This window comes from Rikenella microfusus DSM 15922, from assembly GCF_000427365.1.
Classification (GTDB): domain Bacteria; phylum Bacteroidota; class Bacteroidia; order Bacteroidales; family Rikenellaceae; genus Rikenella; species Rikenella microfusus.
On the sequence record NZ_KE386488.1, the window covers coordinates 2,652,295 to 2,673,291 of the forward strand.

The 20,997-nt window shown below is 54.2% G+C and carries 19 protein-coding genes; 2 read left to right on the plus strand and 17 right to left on the minus strand.

What is annotated here, in order from left to right; all coding sequences use genetic code 11:
- Window positions 1–2: 2 nt before the first annotated feature.
- The 3 genes from RIKMI_RS0112190 to RIKMI_RS0112205 all read right to left on the minus strand — a co-directional run bounded on the left by RIKMI_RS0112190 (window position 3) and on the right by RIKMI_RS0112205 (window position 3,173).
- The gene (locus RIKMI_RS0112190) at window positions 3–1,229 is read right to left on the minus strand and encodes a bifunctional 3,4-dihydroxy-2-butanone-4-phosphate synthase/GTP cyclohydrolase II (RefSeq protein WP_027291852.1); all 1,227 of its coding nucleotides are present in this window, start codon (window positions 1,227–1,229) and stop codon (window positions 3–5) included.
- Between the two features lie 12 nt (window positions 1,230–1,241).
- On the minus strand, window positions 1,242–2,693 hold the full coding sequence (locus RIKMI_RS0112195; RefSeq protein WP_027291853.1) for an LptF/LptG family permease: 1,452 nt from the start codon (window positions 2,691–2,693) through the stop codon (window positions 1,242–1,244).
- A 99-nt stretch (window positions 2,694–2,792) separates the two neighbouring features.
- On the minus strand, window positions 2,793–3,173 hold the full coding sequence (locus RIKMI_RS0112205; RefSeq protein WP_027291854.1) for an START-like domain-containing protein: 381 nt from the start codon (window positions 3,171–3,173) through the stop codon (window positions 2,793–2,795).
- Between the two features lie 278 nt (window positions 3,174–3,451).
- Between RIKMI_RS0112205 and RIKMI_RS14125 the strand changes: the two genes are divergently transcribed.
- Window positions 3,452–3,853 carry a YkvA family protein gene (locus tag RIKMI_RS14125; RefSeq protein ID WP_084135301.1) on the plus strand — a complete coding sequence of 134 codons (402 nt, stop codon included), beginning with the start codon at window positions 3,452–3,454 and terminating at the stop codon, window positions 3,851–3,853.
- Window positions 3,854–3,869: 16 nt separating this feature from the next.
- Here the strand turns inward: RIKMI_RS14125 and RIKMI_RS14960 are convergent, their stop codons facing one another.
- The 9 genes from RIKMI_RS14960 to RIKMI_RS0112255 all read right to left on the minus strand — a co-directional run bounded on the left by RIKMI_RS14960 (window position 3,870) and on the right by RIKMI_RS0112255 (window position 13,011).
- Entirely contained in the window at window positions 3,870–4,391 is a 522-nt protein-coding gene (locus RIKMI_RS14960; protein ID WP_147288462.1) for a helix-turn-helix domain-containing protein, read from the minus strand.
- Between the two features lie 423 nt (window positions 4,392–4,814).
- Complete coding sequence (locus RIKMI_RS0112220; RefSeq protein WP_027291856.1) at window positions 4,815–5,201, minus strand: HIT family protein; 387 nt, start codon at window positions 5,199–5,201, stop codon at window positions 4,815–4,817.
- Window positions 5,202–5,231: 30 nt separating this feature from the next.
- On the minus strand, window positions 5,232–5,642 hold the full coding sequence (locus RIKMI_RS0112225; protein WP_027291857.1) for a hypothetical protein: 411 nt from the start codon (window positions 5,640–5,642) through the stop codon (window positions 5,232–5,234).
- Between the two features lie 12 nt (window positions 5,643–5,654).
- Complete coding sequence (locus tag RIKMI_RS0112230) at window positions 5,655–7,859, minus strand: RelA/SpoT family protein (RefSeq protein ID WP_037291975.1); 2,205 nt, start codon at window positions 7,857–7,859, stop codon at window positions 5,655–5,657.
- 231 nt (window positions 7,860–8,090) lie between these two features.
- Entirely contained in the window at window positions 8,091–9,164 is a 1,074-nt protein-coding gene (gene recA, locus RIKMI_RS0112235) for a recombinase RecA (RefSeq protein ID WP_084135303.1), read from the minus strand.
- Window positions 9,165–9,182: 18 nt separating this feature from the next.
- A complete protein-coding gene (gene bcp / locus RIKMI_RS0112240; protein WP_037291978.1) occupies window positions 9,183–9,656 on the minus strand; it encodes a thioredoxin-dependent thiol peroxidase in 474 nt (157 codons plus the stop codon).
- A gap of 21 nt (window positions 9,657–9,677) precedes the next feature.
- Window positions 9,678–10,481, minus strand: a complete 804-nt coding sequence (locus RIKMI_RS0112245; RefSeq protein WP_027291861.1) for an SDR family oxidoreductase — start codon at window positions 10,479–10,481, stop codon at window positions 9,678–9,680.
- A 3-nt stretch (window positions 10,482–10,484) separates the two neighbouring features.
- Entirely contained in the window at window positions 10,485–11,261 is a 777-nt protein-coding gene (locus RIKMI_RS0112250; protein ID WP_027291862.1) for an MBL fold metallo-hydrolase, read from the minus strand.
- Window positions 11,254–13,011 carry a phospho-sugar mutase gene (locus RIKMI_RS0112255; RefSeq protein WP_027291863.1) on the minus strand — a complete coding sequence of 586 codons (1,758 nt, stop codon included), beginning with the start codon at window positions 13,009–13,011 and terminating at the stop codon, window positions 11,254–11,256. The genes RIKMI_RS0112250 and RIKMI_RS0112255 overlap by 8 nt, the downstream gene beginning before the upstream one ends.
- 450 nt (window positions 13,012–13,461) lie before the next feature.
- Here RIKMI_RS0112255 and dnaA point away from each other — a divergent pair, with 450 nt between their 5' ends.
- On the plus strand, window positions 13,462–14,862 hold the full coding sequence (gene dnaA / locus RIKMI_RS0112260; RefSeq protein ID WP_027291864.1) for a chromosomal replication initiator protein DnaA: 1,401 nt from the start codon (window positions 13,462–13,464) through the stop codon (window positions 14,860–14,862).
- A gap of 578 nt (window positions 14,863–15,440) precedes the next feature.
- Here the strand turns inward: dnaA and RIKMI_RS14130 are convergent.
- The 5 genes from RIKMI_RS14130 to trxA form a co-directional block, all read right to left on the minus strand.
- Window positions 15,441–16,772, minus strand: coding sequence for an alpha-amylase family glycosyl hydrolase (locus tag RIKMI_RS14130; RefSeq protein WP_051214543.1), 1,332 nt, complete (start codon window positions 16,770–16,772; stop codon window positions 15,441–15,443).
- Window positions 16,773–16,774: 2 nt separating this feature from the next.
- Window positions 16,775–19,102: a family 65 glycosyl hydrolase domain-containing protein gene (locus tag RIKMI_RS0112275; RefSeq protein ID WP_037291982.1), complete on the minus strand. Its 2,328-nt coding sequence runs from the start codon at window positions 19,100–19,102 to the stop codon at window positions 16,775–16,777.
- Window positions 19,099–19,770 carry a beta-phosphoglucomutase gene (gene pgmB / locus RIKMI_RS0112280; RefSeq protein WP_027291866.1) on the minus strand — a complete coding sequence of 224 codons (672 nt, stop codon included), beginning with the start codon at window positions 19,768–19,770 and terminating at the stop codon, window positions 19,099–19,101. The genes RIKMI_RS0112275 and pgmB overlap by 4 nt, the downstream gene beginning before the upstream one ends.
- 74 nt (window positions 19,771–19,844) lie before the next feature.
- Complete coding sequence (locus tag RIKMI_RS0112285) at window positions 19,845–20,420, minus strand: DNA-3-methyladenine glycosylase I (protein ID WP_027291867.1); 576 nt, start codon at window positions 20,418–20,420, stop codon at window positions 19,845–19,847.
- Window positions 20,421–20,663: 243 nt separating this feature from the next.
- A complete protein-coding gene (gene trxA, locus RIKMI_RS0112290) occupies window positions 20,664–20,978 on the minus strand; it encodes a thioredoxin (RefSeq protein ID WP_027291868.1) in 315 nt (104 codons plus the stop codon).
- Window positions 20,979–20,997 lie beyond the last annotated feature (19 nt).

Below are 20,997 nucleotides of genomic sequence, written 5' to 3' on the forward strand. Positions count from 1 at the left end.
CCCTATTTTTTGCAGGACGAGAACAGGCCCAGCGTATGACCCATATCTTTTTCCTTCGTTTCCAGATAATGCGCGTTGTGGGGATTCGGGGCGATCACGATCGGCACGTTTTCCACGATCTTGATGCCGTACCCTTCCAGTCCGGCCCGTTTCTGCGGGTTGTTGGTCATCAGGCGGACATTCCGTACACCGAGGTCATGCAGGATGCTCGCCCCCACGCCGTAATCCCGCTCGTCGGCCTTGAAGCCCAGCTTCAGGTTCGCTTCCACCGTATCCAGCCCTTCGTCCTGCAACTTATAAGCCTTGATTTTGTTGAACAGCCCGATGCCTCGGCCCTCCTGATTCAGATAAACGATCACCCCCTTACCGGCTTTTTCGACCATCTCCATCGCCTTATGCAGCTGCGCCCCGCAATCGCAGCGACACGATCCGAGGATATCCCCCGTCGCGCACGACGAGTGCATCCGCACCAAAATCGGCTCGTCTTCGGCCCATTCGCCCTTGATGAGGGCCATATGTTCCAACCCGTTGCTTTTCTGACGATAGACGACGATATCGAAATCGCCCCACTGGGTCGGCAGGGTAGCCCGCGCCCCCCGTTCGATGATCGACTCCTGCCTGAGACGATAGGCGATCAGATCGGCGATCGAAATGATTTTCAGGTCGTATTTTTTGGCGATCTCCAGCAACTGCGGCAAACGGGCCATCGTCCCGTCCTCGTTCATAATCTCGATCAACGCGCCTCCCAGCTGCATCCCCGCCAGACGCGAGAGATCGATCACCGCCTCGGTATGTCCGGGACGCCGCAACACGCCTTTATCCTGCGCCCGGAGCGGAAAGATATGCCCGGGACGCCCCAGGTCCTGCGGACGGGTGGCCGGATCGACCAAAGCCCGGATCGTCTTGGCCCGGTCTTCGGCCGACACCCCGGTCGTACAGCCGCTGCCGAGCAGGTCCACCGATACGGTGAAGGGGGTTCCGAGCAGCGACGTATTGTCGCCGACCATCATATCCACCTCCAGCTCTTTGCATCGTTCGGCGGTCAGAGGTGCGCACAGCACCCCGCGTCCGTTATGAACCATGAAATTGACGATCTCCGGCGTGATTTTTTCCGCCGCGCAGACGAAATCCCCTTCGTTTTCGCGATCTTCGTCGTCCACGACGATCAACAGCTTCCCGGCCCGGAAATCTTCCAGCGCCTCTTCTATGGTATTCAGCATTTTAGCCATTATAAGTAGTTTTTAATCCTTGTTTTTCTTCAAATACGCTCGCGTGCGGCGGTACAACGCAATGACCGGTTCGAGACGTTTTTTGTAAGCGTCCGGGTTGAACAGTGCCGAATCGTTCGTCGATTTGTATGTCAGGAAGATCGCGATCGGGAAGAGGATGAAGCTCGATATCCATATCCCCCAAAACGCGGGCCAAGCCCCGTCCTTCACGAACTTTTCGCCTGTAATCGTAATGATATAATAGACGACGAAAAAGAGCACCGACACCACGATAGGCATCCCCAGCCCGCCTTTGCGTATGATGGCTCCCAGAGGCGCCCCGATCAGGAAGAAAATCATGATGGAGAAGGGCAGTGCGATCTTACGCTGGAAATCGGCCTGGGCGCGGTAGAGCAACTGCGAGGTATAACTCATATACTCCGATTCGTAATCGGCATAACTGCGGGCCTCTTCGGCCCACGCGGAAGCCTGTCCGAATACGGCGTTACGGTTCTCTACGCTCATCGTGTCGAGCATCGCCATCACCGACACCGGCCGCAGCCGGGGCAACGAATCCAGCTCCGCATAACTGAGGTTCCGCAGCAAGTGCGATTTGATCAGCCTGTTGCCGAACGCCGTCACCATCGAATCCTGGGCATGTCTGAGCGAATCGATCGTATAAGACAACTGGCTCATATTCTTGGTTTCGCTCCGCGAGGCAAACTCCTCTTGGTCGGAACGCTCGAAAGCGAACCCCGACAAAGGTATCAGCAGCTCCTGCTCGTCGAACAGGTGGTGGCTCAATTCGTTTTTCGTGAACCATTCGTAATTCCGGTTCTCTTCGTATATCTGCCCGTTATACAGATTGACGATCAGGTATTTGCGGTCGTCCGAAATCCGGATATAGCCCGAATCGGCCACCGTCGTCTGCATCTTGCTGTACGTCTTGTTGTTATAGATCAGTATATCGTTCAGTTTGTTCGTCTCCGGATCCTGATGTCCGATCCGGATGCTCATGTCGGGAATTCCGTTGAAAAAAATCCCGTCCTGAAACTTCATCTCCTGTTTCTGTTTGGAAATGTCGCTCAGCAGCGAAAACATCTTCTGGTAGGAATAGGGAGTGAAATTGTTGATAACGAAGAAACTGCCGACACAAACGACCGTCATCAGAATAATGAGCGGCTTCATGATCCGGGGCAGCGATATACCGGCCGCTTTCAGCGCCAGCAACTCATTGTTTTCGCCCAGGTTGCCCATCGTCATGATGGAGGCGAGCAGGGTAGCCAGGGGCAACCCCATGGGCACCAGCGTGGCGCTGGCATAAAACACCAGCTCGACGATTACGCCCGGTCCCAGCCCTTTGCCTACCAGTTCGTCGATGTGCATCCACAGATAATGCATCAGCAGGATGAACATCACGATGAAGAACGTGAGAACCATCGGTCCCACGTAAGCCTTCAGTACGAAACGGTAAACAGTTTTCATTCGGTGTCCGTATCCTTCGTCGTCCGGGATAAAAACGGCCTGGACGAGACGATTATTTCCCTCCGTATTCCCGGTACGGAATAAGAGGGTACAAATTTATCATTTTTTCGGACAACCGATAGCCCTTTTGAGTTTCTCGATCAGGGTATCCCACAACTCTTTGCAGCCGTCCCGTTCGTCCTCTTCGGCGAAATCGACGACAGTCAGGAGAATATCCCCCGTAAGTTCCTGATGAGCAATACGCATTTCCAGATAATGTTCTCCGCTGTCTTCCCACTGGTACCGCACATAAGCATTCCGTTTATAATGTACCAACCTGGCGGTCTGCATGCTTTTATTCCAGAAAAAATCGTACCGCGTCCCGGAAACGACCACATTATCGGCGAACCAGCCCCGCAATCCCAACGGCGTAGTCACGGCGCGGAACAAGGAGCCGGGAGTACAGCGGAACGGATATTCCAAAATTATTCTTTTTTTCATTGCCAACTTGCCATAACAAGTCAGCGCAAAATAGGAAATATTCCCCCAATATCCTAATTTCCAAATAGATTTAATCGTAACGTAACCGATCTGCTTCTGGAACGACTCTTTGCATATTTAACATAATATAAATAACATTTAAAAATACAACTACCAATACCGGCCACAAAGCGGAACCGACCATTGACAAATAACCGCCGCGTATTGACCAAACCGAATTGGTTATAACCCGTCTCGCATATAATTTTCCTTCACGAACAGAAAACGCATCATCGATCATGAAAACAACCTCCCGAAGTGCGCATGGCTGCCTGTCCACAACCGTAAAAAGAAGACTCGAACAAACTGCAGCACGGACAATATACGGTCTATTGCTATTTTATTACGTACTTTCAAGCTCCGACACCCCCTGGAACGACAAGCTCAGAATATACGGCGCCGTCGGATATATCTTCTTGCCATACGACCTCATCCCCGAAAGTATCCATATTATCGGTTGCACGGACGATTTCGCAGCTATCTTCATCGGTTGCAAAGCCATACGGGCGAATATCACTGCCGCTGTTGCGTCCCGCGCCCGCAAATATCTGCGAAAACGATTCGGGGTACAAATTCAGAAAACAGGCAAAACCGCCGCACCGAAAACAGTTACTGAAAATACGGGCACCGACTTAACATAATTAATCGTCCGAAAAATCAATTACGGTATTCGTCGAACGATCCGTCCGCATAAAAGATTATTACTCTCGAAATCGACTTCCTGTCTGCACGAGAAGCATCATTTCCTTCAGTCATGGTTTTATCCGGAATACGACTATTTACAACCGTAACAGGATCATTATCGTTTTCCGAAATATCCTTATCTTCCTTATTTAAAGAATATTCAAACATATCTCCCTGTCGAACCGTATCTTTATTTTCCGTTTGAATCGTTCCATTAGTTTCTGTTACATTTGTAATTCGATTTTCATTTACATCTGTATTCGGGCTGTTTCTATTTTTCGGGTTACTCTTGTAAATTTCACCAATTCCATTAATCAACCAATCGGGGTTTAAACTTGGAAAACGCAATAATATACGGGATATAAAATCGAAATTCGGCTTATTACGGCCTGATAACAAATGCGATATACTGGAAGGTTGAACCTCCATAATTTCCGCGAATTTTACAGCTGTAAGCCCTTCGGATTTCAGGAATTGCGCCAGACGATCTTTCATGCTTGTAACTTTACTCAATCACAAATATAATCTAATCCTCTGAAATCACAACAAGATTTACATCTCCCTGCTTTTTATTTTCGCCAAGAACAACAATCCAAACATACAATGCAACTCCATATAAAAATATTATTTAACTGATTTACATATAATTATGATATGAAATTAAATGTACAAACATAAGAATAAGACATGGATAAAATACACATAGACAAATAAGTAAAACAAATAAATCATATAAAAATATATAACAAGCAGATATAATGATATATGCAATAACAAAATAGCACTTCCAGTGAATATAATTATTGTGACTTACATTGTATTGAATTACAAAAGTAACCGCTATCTTTAACGAAAAACAAAAAGGGCAGGCCCGAAATGGGCCTGCCCTTCTCTATTCAATCGTTTTAAGGACTCTTTTTAAAAGCGGATCTTGGATTGGATCGTCTGAAATTCCTCCGGAGACAGTTTCAGCTTCGGCCGGCTGAAATCCAAATCGCCTCCTTCGCGGAGAGGTACCAAATGAATATGGGCATGCGGCACATCGAGACCGATGACCGCCACACCGATTCGTTGGCAAGGCACCGCCTCCCGGATCCGGGCCGCGACTTTCTTCGCAAAAACCATCATCCCCGCCAGATCGCGGTCTTCCAAATCGAAAAGATAATCGATCTCTTTCTTAGGTACGACCAACGTATGTCCCTCTGCCAAAGGATTTATATCCAAAAATGCAAAATAATTCTCGTCTTCCGCAATCTTGTAACAGGGAATCTCCCCGCGGATGATCTTGGTGAAAATCGTAGCCATTCTCCGTCAGACATTAATTATGTTAAATGATTAGTATTCTCTGTATTTGGGGTTCAACAACTCATTCGAAATAATGATCGCCCTCAGATCCGGAACTTCCGGCTGTTTTTGTTCGCTCTCCTCAAATAACGGCCGATCTCCGTTTCCCTCCTCGTTCTGCTGCCGCAACGGGGAAACCGCCGCCGTTTCTTCCGTCGCCGAACCATTCAGCTCCTCTTCTGCCGCACGCTGCAATCGGTCGGATTGATGCGATTCCCTTCCCGACGCTCCATCGGAATCCGTTTCCGACACGCTTTCCGGTGCCGGAAACGGAAAATTCTCACCGCCAGGCATCCGGTGCGGCGATCGCTCCCCGCCCCTCTTCCCCTTTGCCGCACTCCATATTCCATATGCTATCACCCCCGCGATGATCAGAAATTGCACGACCTGCCCGTTTTCCATAGAATTTTCCGTTTAATCGACCATCGAAGCCTCCGTCCGGTTCACCTTTTCCACACCCTTCGCCGACCGTACCTTGTCCATAATCATTTTCAAATCCTCGCTGCTGCGCACATAAAGGCTGATCGTACCCTCGAAAATACCGTCATGGCTATGGATATGCAGCTCCCGTATATTGACATTCAACTCGCCGCTGATAATCTTCGCCAGGTCGTACAATATGCCTACGCGGTCGATGCCCCGCACTTCGATCACCGCCAGATACGACATCACCTTCTCGCTCGACCATTTGACCGGCACGATCCGTTCCCCATGCTGGGCCGATAACTTGACCGCATTATGGCAGTTTTTCTTATGTACCTCCACCCTGCCGTCGTCCATCTTGAAACCGACCACTTCGTCTCCCGGTATCGGATTGCAGCATTCGGCCATCACATACCGGTAACCGGCCTGTTCGCCCCCCTCTTCCCCCTCCTTTTTCTTCCTGTCATCGCCCGTCCCCAGGAAACGGAACGGGTTGGCGAACTGGAGCGTCCAGTACTTCATCAACTTACTGGCGGCATTCTGTTTCAGGATCTTGTCCAGACCGTCCAACCGGATGATTCCCGCCCCCAGTTTACTGTAAAACTCATCCTTGCCGGCAGAATGATAGGCCGGCAGCACTTTGCGGAATACCCTGGCCTGCAAAGGTACGCCGAGCTTTTTCATCTCCGCCTCGAACAACTCCTGGCCCCTCACGATATTATTTTCGCCGTCGCGTTTCAGGAACTGCTTGATATGCGTCCTCGCTTTCGCCGTCGTGATGTGATCGAGCCACTCGACCTGAGGCCGGGCATTCTGCGAAGTCAGGATTTCGATCTGGTCGCCGGTATGGATTTCTGCGAAAAGGGGCGTGATTTTGTAATTCACTTTGGCCCCGATCGCGCGATTCCCGATCTTGGAGTGTATTTCATAAGCGAAATCCAGCACCGTCGCCCCTTTCGGCATCGTTCTGGACTCCCCGTCGGGAGTAAAGACCACGATCTCGGATACCTGGAGGTTCATCTTGAAGTTGTCCATGAACTCCACGGCGTCTTCCGAAGGGCTGTTCAACGCCTCCCGGAGCTGCGCCAGCCACTGATCCAGCTCGCGGTCATTGCCGGCATCTTCCCCGCCTTTTCCCTCCGCCTTGTATTTCCAATGCGCCGCAAAACCGCGTTCTGCGATTTCGTTCATCCGCTCCGAACGTATCTGGACTTCGGCCCAAACCCCTTCCGGCCCCATTACCGTGCAATGCAGCGCCTCGTACCCGTTCGCTTTCGGGATATTGACCCAGTCCCGTATCCGGTCCGGCTTCGGTTTATAAATATCCGTAATCAACGAATAGACATGCCAGCATTGGGATTTTTCGGGAATCAGCGGCGAAGGCTTGAATACGATCCGGATCGCGAACAGGTCGTAAATCTCTTCGAACGAAACCTGCTTGCGCTTCATTTTTTTCCAGATCGAATAAATCGACTTGACACGCCCCGAAATTTCGAACTCGATATTGTTCTCCTTGAGTTTCTCGATAATCGGGGGGTTGAACTTTTCGATAAACTGGAGCCGCTGCGGCTCCGTATCGGCCAGTTTCTGTTTGATCTGATTATATTCGTCCGGGAACCGATATTTGAGGCTCAGGTCTTCGAACTCCGTCTTGATCGCATAAAGCCCCAGCCGGTGCGCCAACGGTGCGAAAAGGTAAATCGTCTCCGAGGCGATCTTCATCTGTTTGTGCTTGGGCATCGACCCCAGCGTCCGCATGTTGTGCAACCGGTCGGCGATCTTGATCAGGCATACCCGTATATCGTCCGACAGGGTCAGGAGCATTTTTTTGAAATTCTCCGCCTGTTTGGATATATCCTGCGCGAAAGCCCCTTCCAGTTTGGTCAGCTCGTCCACCATCGACGCGACTTTGGCCCCGAAATGGTGTTCGATGTCTTCGACCGTATAATCCGTGTCTTCCACCACATCGTGCAGGAGCGCCGCCATAACCGATTTTACCCCCAGCCCGATTTCCACTACGACGATCCGGGCAACCGAAAGCGGATGCGTAATATACGGCTCCCCGGAATGGCGTTTCACCCCTTTATGCGCCTCATTGGCGAAATAGAAAGCCTGACGGATACGCTCGTAATCCCCCTCGCTTTTACAGATCGGCGCACACCGTTCCAGCAATTCGTCGAACTGCTGCTGCACCATCAATTCATCCTTATCGTAATTGTCCCGGGCCGGTCTCGTTCCGGATTCGGCCGGTACTGTCGCTGGTGCGGGATTTTCACCGAAAGAGGGGTTGAAATCTGTCATAGTCTACATTTTTCAGAACCCAAGATACAATTTTTCCCGCAATAATCCGTTACCCGACCTAAAAAAGGCGGGCTTTCGTCTTGAAGACGAAAGCCCGCCCGTACTCCGAACCGGCTGTCGGCGGAGCTATTCCTTCGCCTGGGCCAACGCCTCGCGCACCTTGGCCTCCAGCTCTTCGGTCAGCGCGGCATCCTGCAAGAGCAGATTCTTCACGGCGTCCCGTCCCTGAGCCAGTTTCCGGTCGCCGTACGAGAACCACGAACCGCTCTTCTTGATGATATTGAATTCCACGCCCCAGTCGATAATTTCGCCGACCTTGGATATTCCTTCGCCGAAAACGATATCGAATTCGGTTTTACGGAAAGGCGGGGCCATTTTATTCTTCACGATCTTTACTTTCGTCCGGTTCCCGGTCGCCTCGTCGCCGTCTTTCAGGCTCGTTCCCTTGCGCACATCGACCCGGATCGAAGCATAGAATTTCAGGGCATTCCCCCCGGTAGTCGTTTCCGGATTGCCGAACATCACGCCGATCTTCTCACGCAACTGGTTGATAAATATACACAACGTGTTAGTTTTACTGATCGTGCCGGTCAATTTACGCAGAGCCTGAGACATCAGCCTGGCCTGCAAGCCGACTTTGGAATCCCCCATATCCCCCTCGATCTCCGCTTTCGGCGTCAGGGCCGCCACCGAGTCGATCACCACGATATCGATCGCGCTCGAACGGATCAGGTGGTCGGCGATCTCCAGCGCCTGCTCTCCGTTATCCGGCTGAGAAATCAGCAGATTGTCCACATCCACGCCCAGTTTTTCCGCATAAAAACGGTCGAAAGCATGTTCGGCGTCGATGAATGCCGCGATGCCTCCCGCTTTCTGCGCCTCCGCGATCGCATGGATCGCCAGCGTCGTCTTACCCGACGATTCCGGCCCGTAAATCTCCACGATCCGGCCCCGCGGATAACCGCCGATGCCCAGCGCGTGGTCCAGCCCGATCGACCCCGACGAAATCACCGGCACGTCGGCGACCACGTGGTCGCTCATCCGCATGATCGTCCCCTTGCCGAAATCCTTTTCGAGTTTATCCATCGCCGCCTGAAGCACTTTCAGCTTTTCAGCCGGTATCTCCGGCCGTTTCCTGGCGGCCGTTTTTTCCGCCTCCGCCGTCTTGGGCGCCGGAGCCTTTTCTTTTTCTTCTGCCATTCTTCGTTTCGTATGTAATTATTGTTTTTCCGACTCGTACCATTCCAGAATCTGACCGAAATGATCTTTGGTTTTCACCTTATCGAAGACCTGTGCGATCACACCGTCAGTACCGATAATAAAGGTGGTACGGATCATGCCCATATAGGTGCGTCCCATGAATTTTTTTTCGCCCCATGTCCCGTACGCTTCCGCGATCCGGTGATCCGCATCGACCAACAGCGTGAACGGCAATCCGTGTTTTTCGATGAACTTCGCGTGCGAAGCCGCGCTGTCCGCGCTCACACCCAACACGACGAATCCCTTTTTCGACAGCTCCGAATAGCCGTCCCGGAGCGAACAGGCTTCGGCCGTACAACCCGGCGTATTGTCTTTCGGATAAAAGTAAAGGATCACGCTCTTGCCCCCTGCCAGTACGTCGGCCAGCGAAACGACCTTCCCGTCCTGATCCTGCGCCGCGAAGTCCGGCGCTTTATCTCCTGTTTTCAGCATAACGATTTTCTTTTCGGCATGTTACTTGAACGGCGAATCCGGTTCTTTCGCCATGTGGTTATAATACAATTTATCCAACAGCCCGGGCGCGAAAAATTTCAATATCCGCGTCGCCTTGCCGTCGAAGTCCATCAACAGCGTCCGTTTGCGTTTGGCCACGGCTCGCACGATCCTCGCCGCCGCTTCATCCGCGGTCATCATTTTTCCCTCTTCGCGCGGCGAAGCGCCCTGCTGCGATCCGTCCGCCGTCAACGCCGCGAACCGCACGTTGGAGGCCGTAAATCCGGGCGCGACGATCAGCACGTGCACCTTTTTCTTCAGGTTCTCGACCCGCACCGTTTCCAACAATCCGTGCATCGCGTATTTCGATGCGGAATAACCGGTCCGGCCCGGCAAACCGTGGAAGCCGGCCACGGACGAAACTCCCACGATACTCCCGTGCGACCGCTGTATATAAGGCAGCGCATATTTGGTGCAATACACGGTGCCCCAGAAATTGGTATCCATCAACTTCCGCAATACGTCCAGATCCACGTCGTCGAACAACGCCCGCATCGAAATCCCTGCATTGTTCACCAATACGTCGATCCGGCCGTAAACCTCCGCCGCCCGGTCGATCAGCCGCCGGCAATCTTCCTCCTTCGAGACGTCGCACTGCACCGCCAATCCTTCGGTCGGCAACCCGGCGACCACCGTCTCCAGTTTACTGAGGCTCCGCGCTCCGGCGACCACATGCGCCCCGAGTGCCGAAAAACGACGCGCCAACGCCTCGCCGATCCCGGACGAAGCGCCCGTTACGACAACCACCTTATCTTTGAAATCCATTCGTCACACTTTGATTTTCAATCCGTCATAGGCCGGAAAAACATTTTCCGGCAATTCCCTGCGCACCTCTTCATACCGTCCCAGCTGATGGGAAATATGCGTCAGGTAGGCCCGTTTCGGTTTCGCCCGGGCAATCACCGCCAACGCTTCGTCCAGCGTAAAGTGCGAAATATGTTTTTCCCGCCTCAGGGCGTTGACGACCAGCACTTCCACCTCCCGGAATTTGTCGATCTGGCTTTCGTCGATCGCATTCATGTCCGTCAGGTAGCATATGTCGCCGATCCGGTAGCCCAATACCGGCAACCGATAGTGCATGCCCCGCACGGGCATCACGCTCACACCGTGCACGTCGAATGCCTCCGCGTCCGAAAGGATCGGATGCAACACGACTTCCGGCACCCCCGGATACTTCTGTTCGGCGAAAGCGTAGTCGAAAACCCGTTCCAGCGTCTTTCGGACCCTCGGCTCGCAATAGATGTCCACCGGCCGCCGCATCACGTAATTGAACGCCCGCACGTCGTCCATCCCTCCCACATGGTCCATATGCCCGTGCGTATAGAGGATGGCATCTATCCGGGAGACATGTTCGCGCAGCATCTGGTACCGGAAATCCGGTCCCGTGTCGATTACGATCCGTACTCCGTCCCGTTCGACGAGTACCGACGAGCGCAACCGTTTGTCGTGCGGGTCGGCCGACGTACAGACCTCGCAGCCGCAACCGATAATCGGCACCCCTTGCGAGGTGCCGGTCCCCAGAAAAGTAAGCTCAGTCTCAGACAAGGCGCAACTCCTTTTTGATCCGTTCGATTTTTTCGCCCAGCTGGGCGTTCACCGTATCGTACTGCGCCGTGTCGGCCAGCGGTTCGCGCACGCCGAAATAGAACTTGATTTTCGGTTCGGTGCCGCTGGGCCGTACCGAAACGATCGTGGAGTCTTCGGTCACGAACTGAAGCACGTCCGACTTAGGCAGGTGGTCCATCGCCTCTTTCACTCCGTTCACCACTTTATACTGTCCCAGATAGTCCCGCACTTCGACCACTTTCGAGCCGGCCAGCTCCGTGGGCGGCTGATTGCGGAAATCGACCATCATCCGTTTGATTTCGGCCTGCCCGTCCTTGCCTTTGCGTACCACCGACACCAGACCTTCCTTAAAGAAGCCGTATTTCACATAGATCTCCTTGAGCAGGTCCAGCAGCGAGCCTTTGCCCGTGGACTTCGCCCAAGCCGCACATTCGGCCACCATCGAAGCGCTCGCCACCGCGTCCTTGTCGCGCACCGCATCGCCGATCAGATAGCCGTAGCTCTCCTCGCCGCCGCCGATAAACCGTTTTTTGCCTTCGTTCTCGCGGATCACCGCCGCGATGAACTTGAACCCCGTCAGCACGTCGTAACATTCCACCCCGAAAGAGGCCGCGATCCGCGCGATCAGTTCCGTCGTCACGATCGTCTTCACCATGAATTCCTTCCCGTCGTTCGGATGCAGTTTCCCCAACTCTTTCCACCGCTCCAACAGATAATAGGTCAGCAAGGTTCCGGTCTGGTTGCCGTTCAGCAACAGCATGCCGCCGCCTTCGGACGCCGGCTGCCGCACGGCGATCCCGATCCGATCGGCATCCGGGTCCGTGGCGATCACCAGGTCGGCTCCCGTTTCGTCGGCTTTCGCCAGAGCCAGTTTGAGCGCCGACGGCTCCTCCGGATTCGGCGACACCACGGTCGGGAAGTTCCCGTCGTTCACATCCTGCTGGGGTACATGGATGACATTTTCGAAACCGAAACGTTTCAACGCCGCCGGGACGAGCCTTACGCCCGTCCCGTGGATCGGCGTATAGACGATCTTCATGTCCTTTTGCGCTTTCACCGCCTCCGACGATAACGACAACGAAGCGACCATGTCCAGATAGGCCTTATCCACCTCCTCGCCGACGGAGACGACCTTGCCGTCGCCGCCCGAAAATTTGACCTGCGAAATGTCCGAGATTTTGTTCACCTCGTCGATGATATTGGTATCGTGCGGCGCGATTACCTGCGCACCGTCGTTCCAATAAGCCTTATAACCGTTATATTCTTTCGGATTGTGCGAAGCGGTCACGACCACGCCGCTCATACACCCCAGATACCGGATCGCGAAGCTCAATTCCGGCGTAGGCCTCAGCGCATCGAACAGGTACACCGTAAATCCGTTGGCCGCGAACACATCCGCGGTGGTCCTGGCGAACAGGTCGCTGTTGTTGCGGCAGTCGTGAGCCACCGCCACTTTGATTTCCCGGCCGGGGAACGATTTTTTCAGATAGTTCGCCAACCCTTGCGTCGCCATTCCCACCGTATAGATATTCATCCGGTTGGTCCCCACCCCCATGATTCCGCGCAGGCCGCCGGTACCGAATTCCAACGTCTGGTAAAACGACTCGGTCAGCTCTTTCGGATCGTTTTCCATCATTTTCCGGACAGCCGCCTTGGTCTGTTCGTCATATCCCCCGTCGAGCCATTGCTGGGCGCGCTGCGCCACGATTTTGTCCACGTTGTTTTCCATAATATTCCGAAATATTTGTTAAATCCGCACCATCGGGACATCCCGCACAAGTCCTTGAATACAAATTTAACACATTTCTCCGGATAGACAACCCCTTTTTTACGGCACACGATTTGCCGGGAACGACTCTCCGGAGACTTACCGTACGGAAACTTGTTTCTTTGCAAAACGCAAGCCGCTGATCCACAATGACAAGCAATTTTAAAATAAATACAACTGATTAATAATCAAAAATATAAAAAGATTATCAATACCGAAAATTCACACAACAATCCTTAATACATCCATAACCAAACGATTCGAACGGGAGAGCAAAAACGCATAGTCAAACAATCAAAAAAAACAATCCCGAAGCGTTTTTTTTATTCCGATTTATTCCACACTTTTGTACGACCGAAAACGACGGACTACCGCCCTTACGGAAACTAAAATTATCGAATATTGAACTAAATGGCCTCCGGCGAAATTTTTGAAGAGAGATACAACGCCATTTGGCAAAACTGCCTGAGTCTGATTAAGAACCAGACCTCGGACGACGAGTTTGTCAAATGGTTCAAACCCATGGTACCGCTGAGTTTCGATGGGGAAAATCTCCGTATCCGTGTGCCGGACCAAAGCCATGTCCAATACATCGAACAGAACTATATCTCGATGCTGCGGCCGATCATCCGCGAAGAGTTCGGCCTGAAGACGCGGCTCCACTACGCTATCCCGAACGTCGCCCCCGCGACGCGCCGGCAGACGGGGACCGGAGCGGCCCTATACAGCCAGACGGATACCTCCACGATCAAAAACCCGTTCGTCATTCCGGGGATCAAAAAAGTTACGTTCGATTCGCAGCTCAATCCGGAACTGACGTTCGAAAACCACATCGAAGGGGACTGCAACCGGCTGGCACGGTCGGCCGGCATCTCCATCAGCGTGGCGCCGGGCAAAACCTCGTTCAATCCGTTGTTCATCTACGGTAATTCGGGGCTGGGCAAAACCCATATCGCACAAGCGATCGGACTCGCTATCAAAGAACGCGACCCGGAATGCAAAGTACTGTACGTCAGCTCGAACCGGTTTCAGAATCAGTTCCAGACCGCTGCCTGGCGCGGAGAGCTGAACGATTTTATCCAGTTCTACCAGATGATCGACGTGCTGATTATCGACGACATTCAGGAACTGGCGGGAAAACCGGGAACGCAAAATATCTTTTTCAATATCTTCAGCCACCTGCGCATGCTGGGCAAACAGCTCATCCTGACTTCCGACCGGCCGCCGGTGGAGCTGACCGACATCGAAGAGCGGCTGATCACCCGGTTCAAATGGGGCTTGTCCGCACAGCTGACCCCTCCGGACCTGGCCACCAAGATCGAGATCCTGCGGCATAAATGCCGGAAAATGGGCCTCGAAGTCGGAGACGACGTAATCCAGTTCCTCGCCCAGAACATCAAGGCCAACGTTCGCGAGATCGAAGGGGCGCTGACGTCGCTGGAAGCGCATTCGAGACTGCTCGGCAAACGCATTACGCTGGAGCTGACGCGGAACGTGATGCGGGACATCGTCAAGATAGAAACCAGGGAAATCACGGTCGATTCGATCATCGATCTGACCTGCTCGATCCTGAAAATCGACAAAGCCGTACTGCTCTCGGCCAAACGGACGCGCGAGGTGGCCCAGGCCCGCCAGATCGCCATGTACCTCTGCAAACAGCATACGAAAACGCCGTTGGCTGGAATCGGAGCCGCGCTCGGCGGTAAAAACCACGCGACGGTCCTGCATGCCTGCAAGACTATTCCGAACCTGATCGAAACCGACAAAATCATCCGTCAGCAGGTCGAAGAGATCGAACGGCAACTCCGTTAATTTCCGGGAAGCGGTCATCTACCTCAAACACACAGGCCTGTGCCGTTTGGCACGGGCTTTGCATTATTATCCTGCGACGTTTCAACTCACGGGCCAGGGAACGTTTTACACAACTTCCTCGCCTGTGGCAAGTAAACGCCGACTAAACTTGTCATCTGCAACCATAACCCTCACTCTGTACAACATACGGAGCTTGATGTACGGTGCGATGAAAGCCAAAAGGGGACATATGTCCCCTTTTTTATTATCCCTTCGTTTATTCGTACTATTTAGGTTTGAGGGTACTGTTCTCTTTGTGAACAAAGAGAACCAGAAAAACTTTTTGAGATGCTTCGCATCTCCTGAGCCTGGCGGATGACCTATTTCTCTAATTAGCTTGTTCTGTAACGGATAGGGGGCTAATCGGGTATAACCCTGGCATATAGCCCCCTATCCGTTACAGAACAAAGAAGTCTGCAAGAAAAAGGTTTCCGATAAACTGAGGCGCCGCAAACCTGCTCGAAAGTTTCTTTGGTTCTTTCTTTTCAAAGAAAGAACGGTTGCCTCAAAAGTCTAAAACAGTACAAATAAACGAACGGTTATTTAAAATAGACGAAGAAGCCCCACGGCGGCAGGTAGAAATGCGCATCGCTGTGCAACAGAGCCGGTTCCTGCGATCCCACCTGCCGGAACTCGCCATTGAAATCCTCGTCATGGAACTCCAGATCGGCATGATCCCCCGAGAGATTGAAGACACCGATCACCAGCCCGTCCTCAGCCCGACGCTTCACAGCAAAAACCTTATCCGGCAACGAATTATCCATCGCGAACAGATCGCCCCCCTCCACCCCGCCCCGCAGAGCAGCATGCGAATGGCGCAACGCATTCAACTCCCGATACAACTCATCGGACTCCCCTCCCAAACCCGACCAGTCCACACAATCCTTCTCGAAAAACGGCAGTTTTTTATCCGAAGCCGCCTCCTGGCCATTGTAAATCAGCGGCATACCCGGCAATAAATAAGTCAGCGCCGCCATCTGCCGCACCGCCGCCCCATACCGTTCGAACTCCGAACCGCTCCACGAATTTTCGTCATGGTTCGACGTGAACCGCATCCGCAAAGCATCCGGCGGATAGACCTGCCCCTCTTTCAGCAACCGGTCGCGCAAAGCCGCAGCCGGCGCAGGCACCTTGCCCCGGGCTATATCGACCGTCAGGTGATGCAACTCCCACGAATAAGTGGCATCGAACGCCGCCGTATGGAACTCCGGCCCTTCCGCCTCCGCCAGCATGAACAAACCCCGCGCCCCGGCATCCATAAACGCCTCCAGCTCCGGCACGCACGTATTCCAGAACTGCAAAGGCTCCAGCATCGCCATATCCACCCGGAAGCCGTCGATCGCCGTCTCCCGGAGCCAGAACAACATCGCCTCCGTCATTCCCCGCCTCATCTGCGGATTATCGTAGTCCAGCTGGGCCGTGTCCGTCCAGTCGTAAGGCGTCGCGATCTCCCCCGTCAGCGGATCGCGTTTGTACCATTCCGGATGCTCCGACGTCCACACCGCGTCGCGCGAAGTGTGGTTCGGCACCCAATCCAGGATTGCCCGCATCCCCAGCCTGTGCACCTCGTCCACCAAAGCCCTGAACTCGTCGAAAGTCCCGAATTCCGGATTGACCGCGCAATAATCCCGGATCGAATAATAACTGCCCAACGATCCCTTCCGGCGCTCCTCGCCGATCGGATATACGGGCATGAACCAAATGATGTCTATCCCCAGCGTTTTCAGCCGCGGCAACTGGGCCGCCACCGCGGCAAACGTCCCTTCGGGCGAAAACTGCCGAACGTTCAGCTCATAAATCACCGCATCGTAAGCCCACTGCGGATGCCGCTTACAAGCCTGCGGCCGGCAACGATATAACAACTGCCCCATGATTATCCGACTTTTACCTGAATACCCCGATCATCGACCCGGTAACACCGCTCCCCGACCACGACCTCCGCCGGCCTCCCGTTCACCGAGACGACCCGGACTTCGCCGGTGCCGAGTCCGAACCGCAGGATCGCTCCCCGGTAATGCAACTCGAAGGCCAGCGAACGCCACTTTTCCGGCAATCGCGGCACGACATGCAGACGTCCGTCGCGTCCGACCCGTATCCCCCCGAAACCCTCGACCACCGAAAGCCACGACCCGGCCATGCTCGTAATGTGCAGCCCTTCGTGCACCTCCCGATTATAATCGTCCAGATCGAGCCTCGCCGTCCGCAGATACAATTCGTAAGCCCTCGCCGCACGCCCCGTCAGCGAAGCCAGTATCGAATGCACGCAGGGCGACAGCGACGACTCGTGTACCGTCCTCGGCTCGTAGAAATCGAAATGGCGGGCGATCGTCTCCCCTCCGAACGCTTCCTGAAAGAAATAGAGACCCTGCAACACGTCCGCCTGTTTGATGAAACAGCTCCGCAGGATACGGTCCCACGACCAATGCTGGTTGATCGGCCTCTGTTCCGCCGGTATATCCGCCGCCATCCGCTGCTCCTTATCCATGTATCCCTCCTGTTGCAGGAATACGGTCTCTCCGTCTTCCAGCGTCCATTCCGGCAGGAACATCCCGTCCGCCACCTCCCGCCACCGCGCGAACTCGTCGCCCGCGGCATTCAGCCCCGTCGCGGCCACGATCCGGCGGTAATCGTCCGGATACTGCGCCGCCACGTATTCCGCCGCCTCGGACGCATACCGGAGGCACCAGGCCGCCAGATAGTTGGTATACCAATTATTATCGACATTGTTTTCATATTCGTTCGGCCCCGTCACCCCCAGGATCACATACTGTCCTTTCGGTTCCGAGAACGTCGCCCGCTGCGCCCAGAACCGGGCGATGCCGACCAGCACCTCCAGCCCGCCTTCGGCCAAATAATCCCGTTTCCCCGTATAACGACAGAAGTTGTAAATCGCATAAGCGATCGCCCCGTTGCGGTGTATCTCCTCGAACGTGATTTCCCACTCGTTGTGGCACTCCTCGCCCGTCATCGTCACCATCGGATAGAGCGCCGCCCCGTCCTTGAACCCCAGCTTCGCGGCATTCCCGATCGCCTGGGGCAGTTGCCGGTAACGGTATCGGAGCAGCTGGCGGGCCACCTCCTCGCCGCTGGTACAGAGGTAGAACGGCAGACAGTATGCCTCCGTGTCCCAATAAGTACTCCCCCCGTACTTCTCGCCCGTAAACCCTTTCGGCCCCACATTCAGGCGGCTGTCCCGACCCGTATAGGTCTGCAAAAGCTGGAAGATACAAAACCGGATACCCTGCTGCGCCGCCTCGTCTCCCTCGATCACGACATCGCATCCGGCCCACTTCTCCGCCCATGCCTGTTCGTGCGCCGCAAGGACGGCCTCGAAGCCCGCTGCCCAGGCCCGTTGCGCCACACTTTCGGCCGCTGCCGCCAACTCCGCCTCCGGATGGTTCAACGACGACGCCACCCCGACGAATTTGTCCAACGCCACGGTTTCCCCCGTTTTCAGGGTACAAACGAACCGTTCCGCTATCCGCTCGTTTTCCGAGACATTTCGCCCTGAGACCGGTCTGCCGGCAGCCTTCACCGCCGTCCGTTGCGTCCAGCGAACTTCGAAACCGGTCTTTTTCGTCCGCATCGTCAGCGCCCCCGACTCTCTGTCCAAAGCGACCGGTTCCCAGAACTTTTCATCGTAATTGGCATCTTCGTTCCGCACATCGCCCTCCACGAATGCCGTTACCGACACCTCGGCCCCGCTTTCCGAAAGCAAGGTCAGTTCATAAGAGAGCGCCCCCAGTTCCGGTTCCGCCATCGACACGATCCGCCGTACCTTCACCCCGACCTTCACCCCGTTCGGCAAAACCGCCGTAAAGGTCCGGGACAACACCCCGCGCCGCATATCCAGTTCGCGACGGAACGCCTCGATCCGGCAAATCGACAAATCCAGCCGCTCTTCCCCGACATAAATATCGATTCCCGGCCAAAACGCCGAATTGAGCACTTTGGCGAAATACTCCGGATAACCGTTTTTCCACCACCCTACCCGCGTCTTGTCCGGATAGAAAATTCCCCCGATATAGTTTCCCTGCAACGTCCGTCCGCCGAAAAACTCCTCGAAATTCGCCCGGCCTCCCATCGCTCCGTTTCCGATGCTGAACAGGCTCTCTGAAGCCATGCAATCCGGCCCGGCGGCAGCGTCGAAACCCGTCTCCACGATCCGCCACGGATCGACTTCCAATCTACGTTCCATCATACTTTCGTACTAAGCTGATTCTTAATTTCCTGCCAGGTAATTCCTCCGAATCCCGGAACCACCAGATCCGCCTGTTTCAGTCTCTGCGGAGTCCCTATGCCCACGCTGCGCATGCCTGCGGCGCGCGCCGCTTCGATTCCGGCCTCCGCATCTTCGAAAACCACGCACTCCCCCGCCGGGATACCTCCCAACCGCGCCGCGCACCGAAGAAAGACCTCCGGATCGGGCTTCGTGCGCGTCACCATCGTGCCGTCCACCACCGTATCGAACAACGTTCCGATCTCCAACCGGTCGAGAATGATTCCCGTATTCCGGCTGGCCGATCCCAGCGCCGTCCGTACCCCGTCGGCCCTCGCCCCGGCCAGGAACGGAAGTACGCCGGGCAGTATCTCGCCCGGGGTCATCCGGGAAATATATTCTACATACCATGCGTTTTTCCGGGCGGCCAGCTCCTCTTTCTGCGTCGCCGTAAAACTATTTTCCGGAAATCCGCCGGCTTCCAGCAACAGATCGAGCGACCGCATCCGACTGACCCCTTTGAGGCGTTCGTTATCGGTCTCCGTGAATACGAATCCCAACTCGGCCGCCAGCCGCCGCCAAGCCAGATAATGATATTTGGCCGTATCGACGATCACGCCGTCCAGATCGAAAAGTGCCGCACGAATCATCTGTGTCTTATTTACAAGTCAGTTATATGTTCTGTTACACCGTTCTGTTCTTTCGGTTTGCGCAGCCCCGGCGCTTATTTTCCCGCCCGGCAGCGGCAGCCTTCCAAATGGTCGTCCACGAAACCCGTTGCCTGCAAAAAAGCGTAACAAATCGTCGAACCGAAGAATTTGAATCCCCGTCTTTTCATATCCGCGCTCATCGCATCCGACTCCGGCGATGTGGCGGGCACCTCTCCCAACGTACCGAATCTGTGGACGATCGGCCGTCTGTCGGGAAAGAACGACAACACGTACTCGTAAAAGCTGCCGAACTCTTTCTGAACGGCCGTGAACAATTTCGCGTTACGAACGGCGCTCTCGATTTTCAGCCGGTTCCGGACAATCCCTTCGAACCGCATGAGCCGTTCGACATCGTCGGGGGTCATCCGTGCCACTTTTTCCGCATCGAAGCGATGAAAGGCTTTACGGTACCCCTCGCGTTTGCGGAGAATCGTAATCCACGACAATCCGGCCTGCGCGCTTTCGAGCGTCAGGAACTCGAACAGCACCCGGTCGTCGGTAACCGGCCGGCCCCACTCTTCGTCATGGTATTTCACATACAGTTCGTCCGTTCCGGCCCACCCGCAACGTCCTTCGACAATATCCTCCATAGTGGTTGAATCGGCATACAGGTTCCTCGGCCGCCTTCCTCCGTTTCGTACCCGACCGGCCGCACGCGGAAAACCGTGGGATAAATATAAGGAAACCCTATTATGTTTCGATATACCAATTAGTTTTCGTTGATATTTTTTCGGCCCGCGCCCCCCCGACGGCTGTGAATATAATCGGATACGAAAAAGGCCCGCCGGCACCAAATACCGGCAAGCCTTTCCGAATCGTCTCCCTACGGACGGTTACAACAGTTTATTGAGTTTTTCCGCCAACGCCGCCTTGGTCGTGGCGCCGACCTGCTTATCCACCACCTGGCCGCCTTTGACGAAAATGATCGTCGGAATATTCCGAATCGAGAACTGGGCCGCGATTTCGTCGTTCGAGTCCACATCGCATTTCCCGACAATCGCCTTATCGGCATAATCGTTCGCCAGTTCCTCCACGATCGGCCCCACCATGCGGCACGGACCGCACCACTCGGCCCAGAAGTCGATTACCACCGGTTTGTCCGAAGCCATAATTTCCTTAAAGTTGGCCGAATTGATCTCTAATGCCATAATGAATTCTTTTTAAAGA

Coding starts and splice junctions, on each gene's coding strand:
- RIKMI_RS0112255 (WP_027291863.1), bottom strand. CDS start 13,011: ATGGAAAACAACGTGGACAAAATCGTGGCGCAGCGCGCCCAGCAATGG.
- RIKMI_RS14125 (WP_084135301.1), top strand. CDS start 3,452: ATGAAAACAACCTCCCGAAGTGCGCATGGCTGCCTGTCCACAACCGTA.
- RIKMI_RS0112230 (WP_037291975.1), bottom strand. CDS start 7,859: ATGGTGCAGCAGCAGTTCGACGAATTGCTGGAACGGTGTGCGCCGATC.
- RIKMI_RS0112220 (WP_027291856.1), bottom strand. CDS start 5,201: ATGGCTACGATTTTCACCAAGATCATCCGCGGGGAGATTCCCTGTTAC.
- trxA (WP_027291868.1), bottom strand. CDS start 20,978: ATGGCATTAGAGATCAATTCGGCCAACTTTAAGGAAATTATGGCTTCG.
- RIKMI_RS0112285 (WP_027291867.1), bottom strand. CDS start 20,420: ATGGAGGATATTGTCGAAGGACGTTGCGGGTGGGCCGGAACGGACGAA.
- pgmB (WP_027291866.1), bottom strand. CDS start 19,770: ATGATTCGTGCGGCACTTTTCGATCTGGACGGCGTGATCGTCGATACG.
- RIKMI_RS0112225 (WP_027291857.1), bottom strand. CDS start 5,642: ATGGAAAACGGGCAGGTCGTGCAATTTCTGATCATCGCGGGGGTGATA.
- RIKMI_RS14960 (WP_147288462.1), bottom strand. CDS start 4,391: ATGAAAGATCGTCTGGCGCAATTCCTGAAATCCGAAGGGCTTACAGCT.
- RIKMI_RS0112245 (WP_027291861.1), bottom strand. CDS start 10,481: ATGGATTTCAAAGATAAGGTGGTTGTCGTAACGGGCGCTTCGTCCGGG.
- RIKMI_RS0112205 (WP_027291854.1), bottom strand. CDS start 3,173: ATGAAAAAAAGAATAATTTTGGAATATCCGTTCCGCTGTACTCCCGGC.
- RIKMI_RS14130 (WP_051214543.1), bottom strand. CDS start 16,772: ATGGGGCAGTTGTTATATCGTTGCCGGCCGCAGGCTTGTAAGCGGCAT.
- RIKMI_RS0112275 (WP_037291982.1), bottom strand. CDS start 19,102: ATGATGGAACGTAGATTGGAAGTCGATCCGTGGCGGATCGTGGAGACG.
- RIKMI_RS0112195 (WP_027291853.1), bottom strand. CDS start 2,693: ATGAAAACTGTTTACCGTTTCGTACTGAAGGCTTACGTGGGACCGATG.
- recA (WP_084135303.1), bottom strand. CDS start 9,164: ATGGCAGAAGAAAAAGAAAAGGCTCCGGCGCCCAAGACGGCGGAGGCG.
- bcp (WP_037291978.1), bottom strand. CDS start 9,656: ATGCTGAAAACAGGAGATAAAGCGCCGGACTTCGCGGCGCAGGATCAG.
- RIKMI_RS0112190 (WP_027291852.1), bottom strand. CDS start 1,229: ATGGCTAAAATGCTGAATACCATAGAAGAGGCGCTGGAAGATTTCCGG.
- dnaA (WP_027291864.1), top strand. CDS start 13,462: ATGGCCTCCGGCGAAATTTTTGAAGAGAGATACAACGCCATTTGGCAA.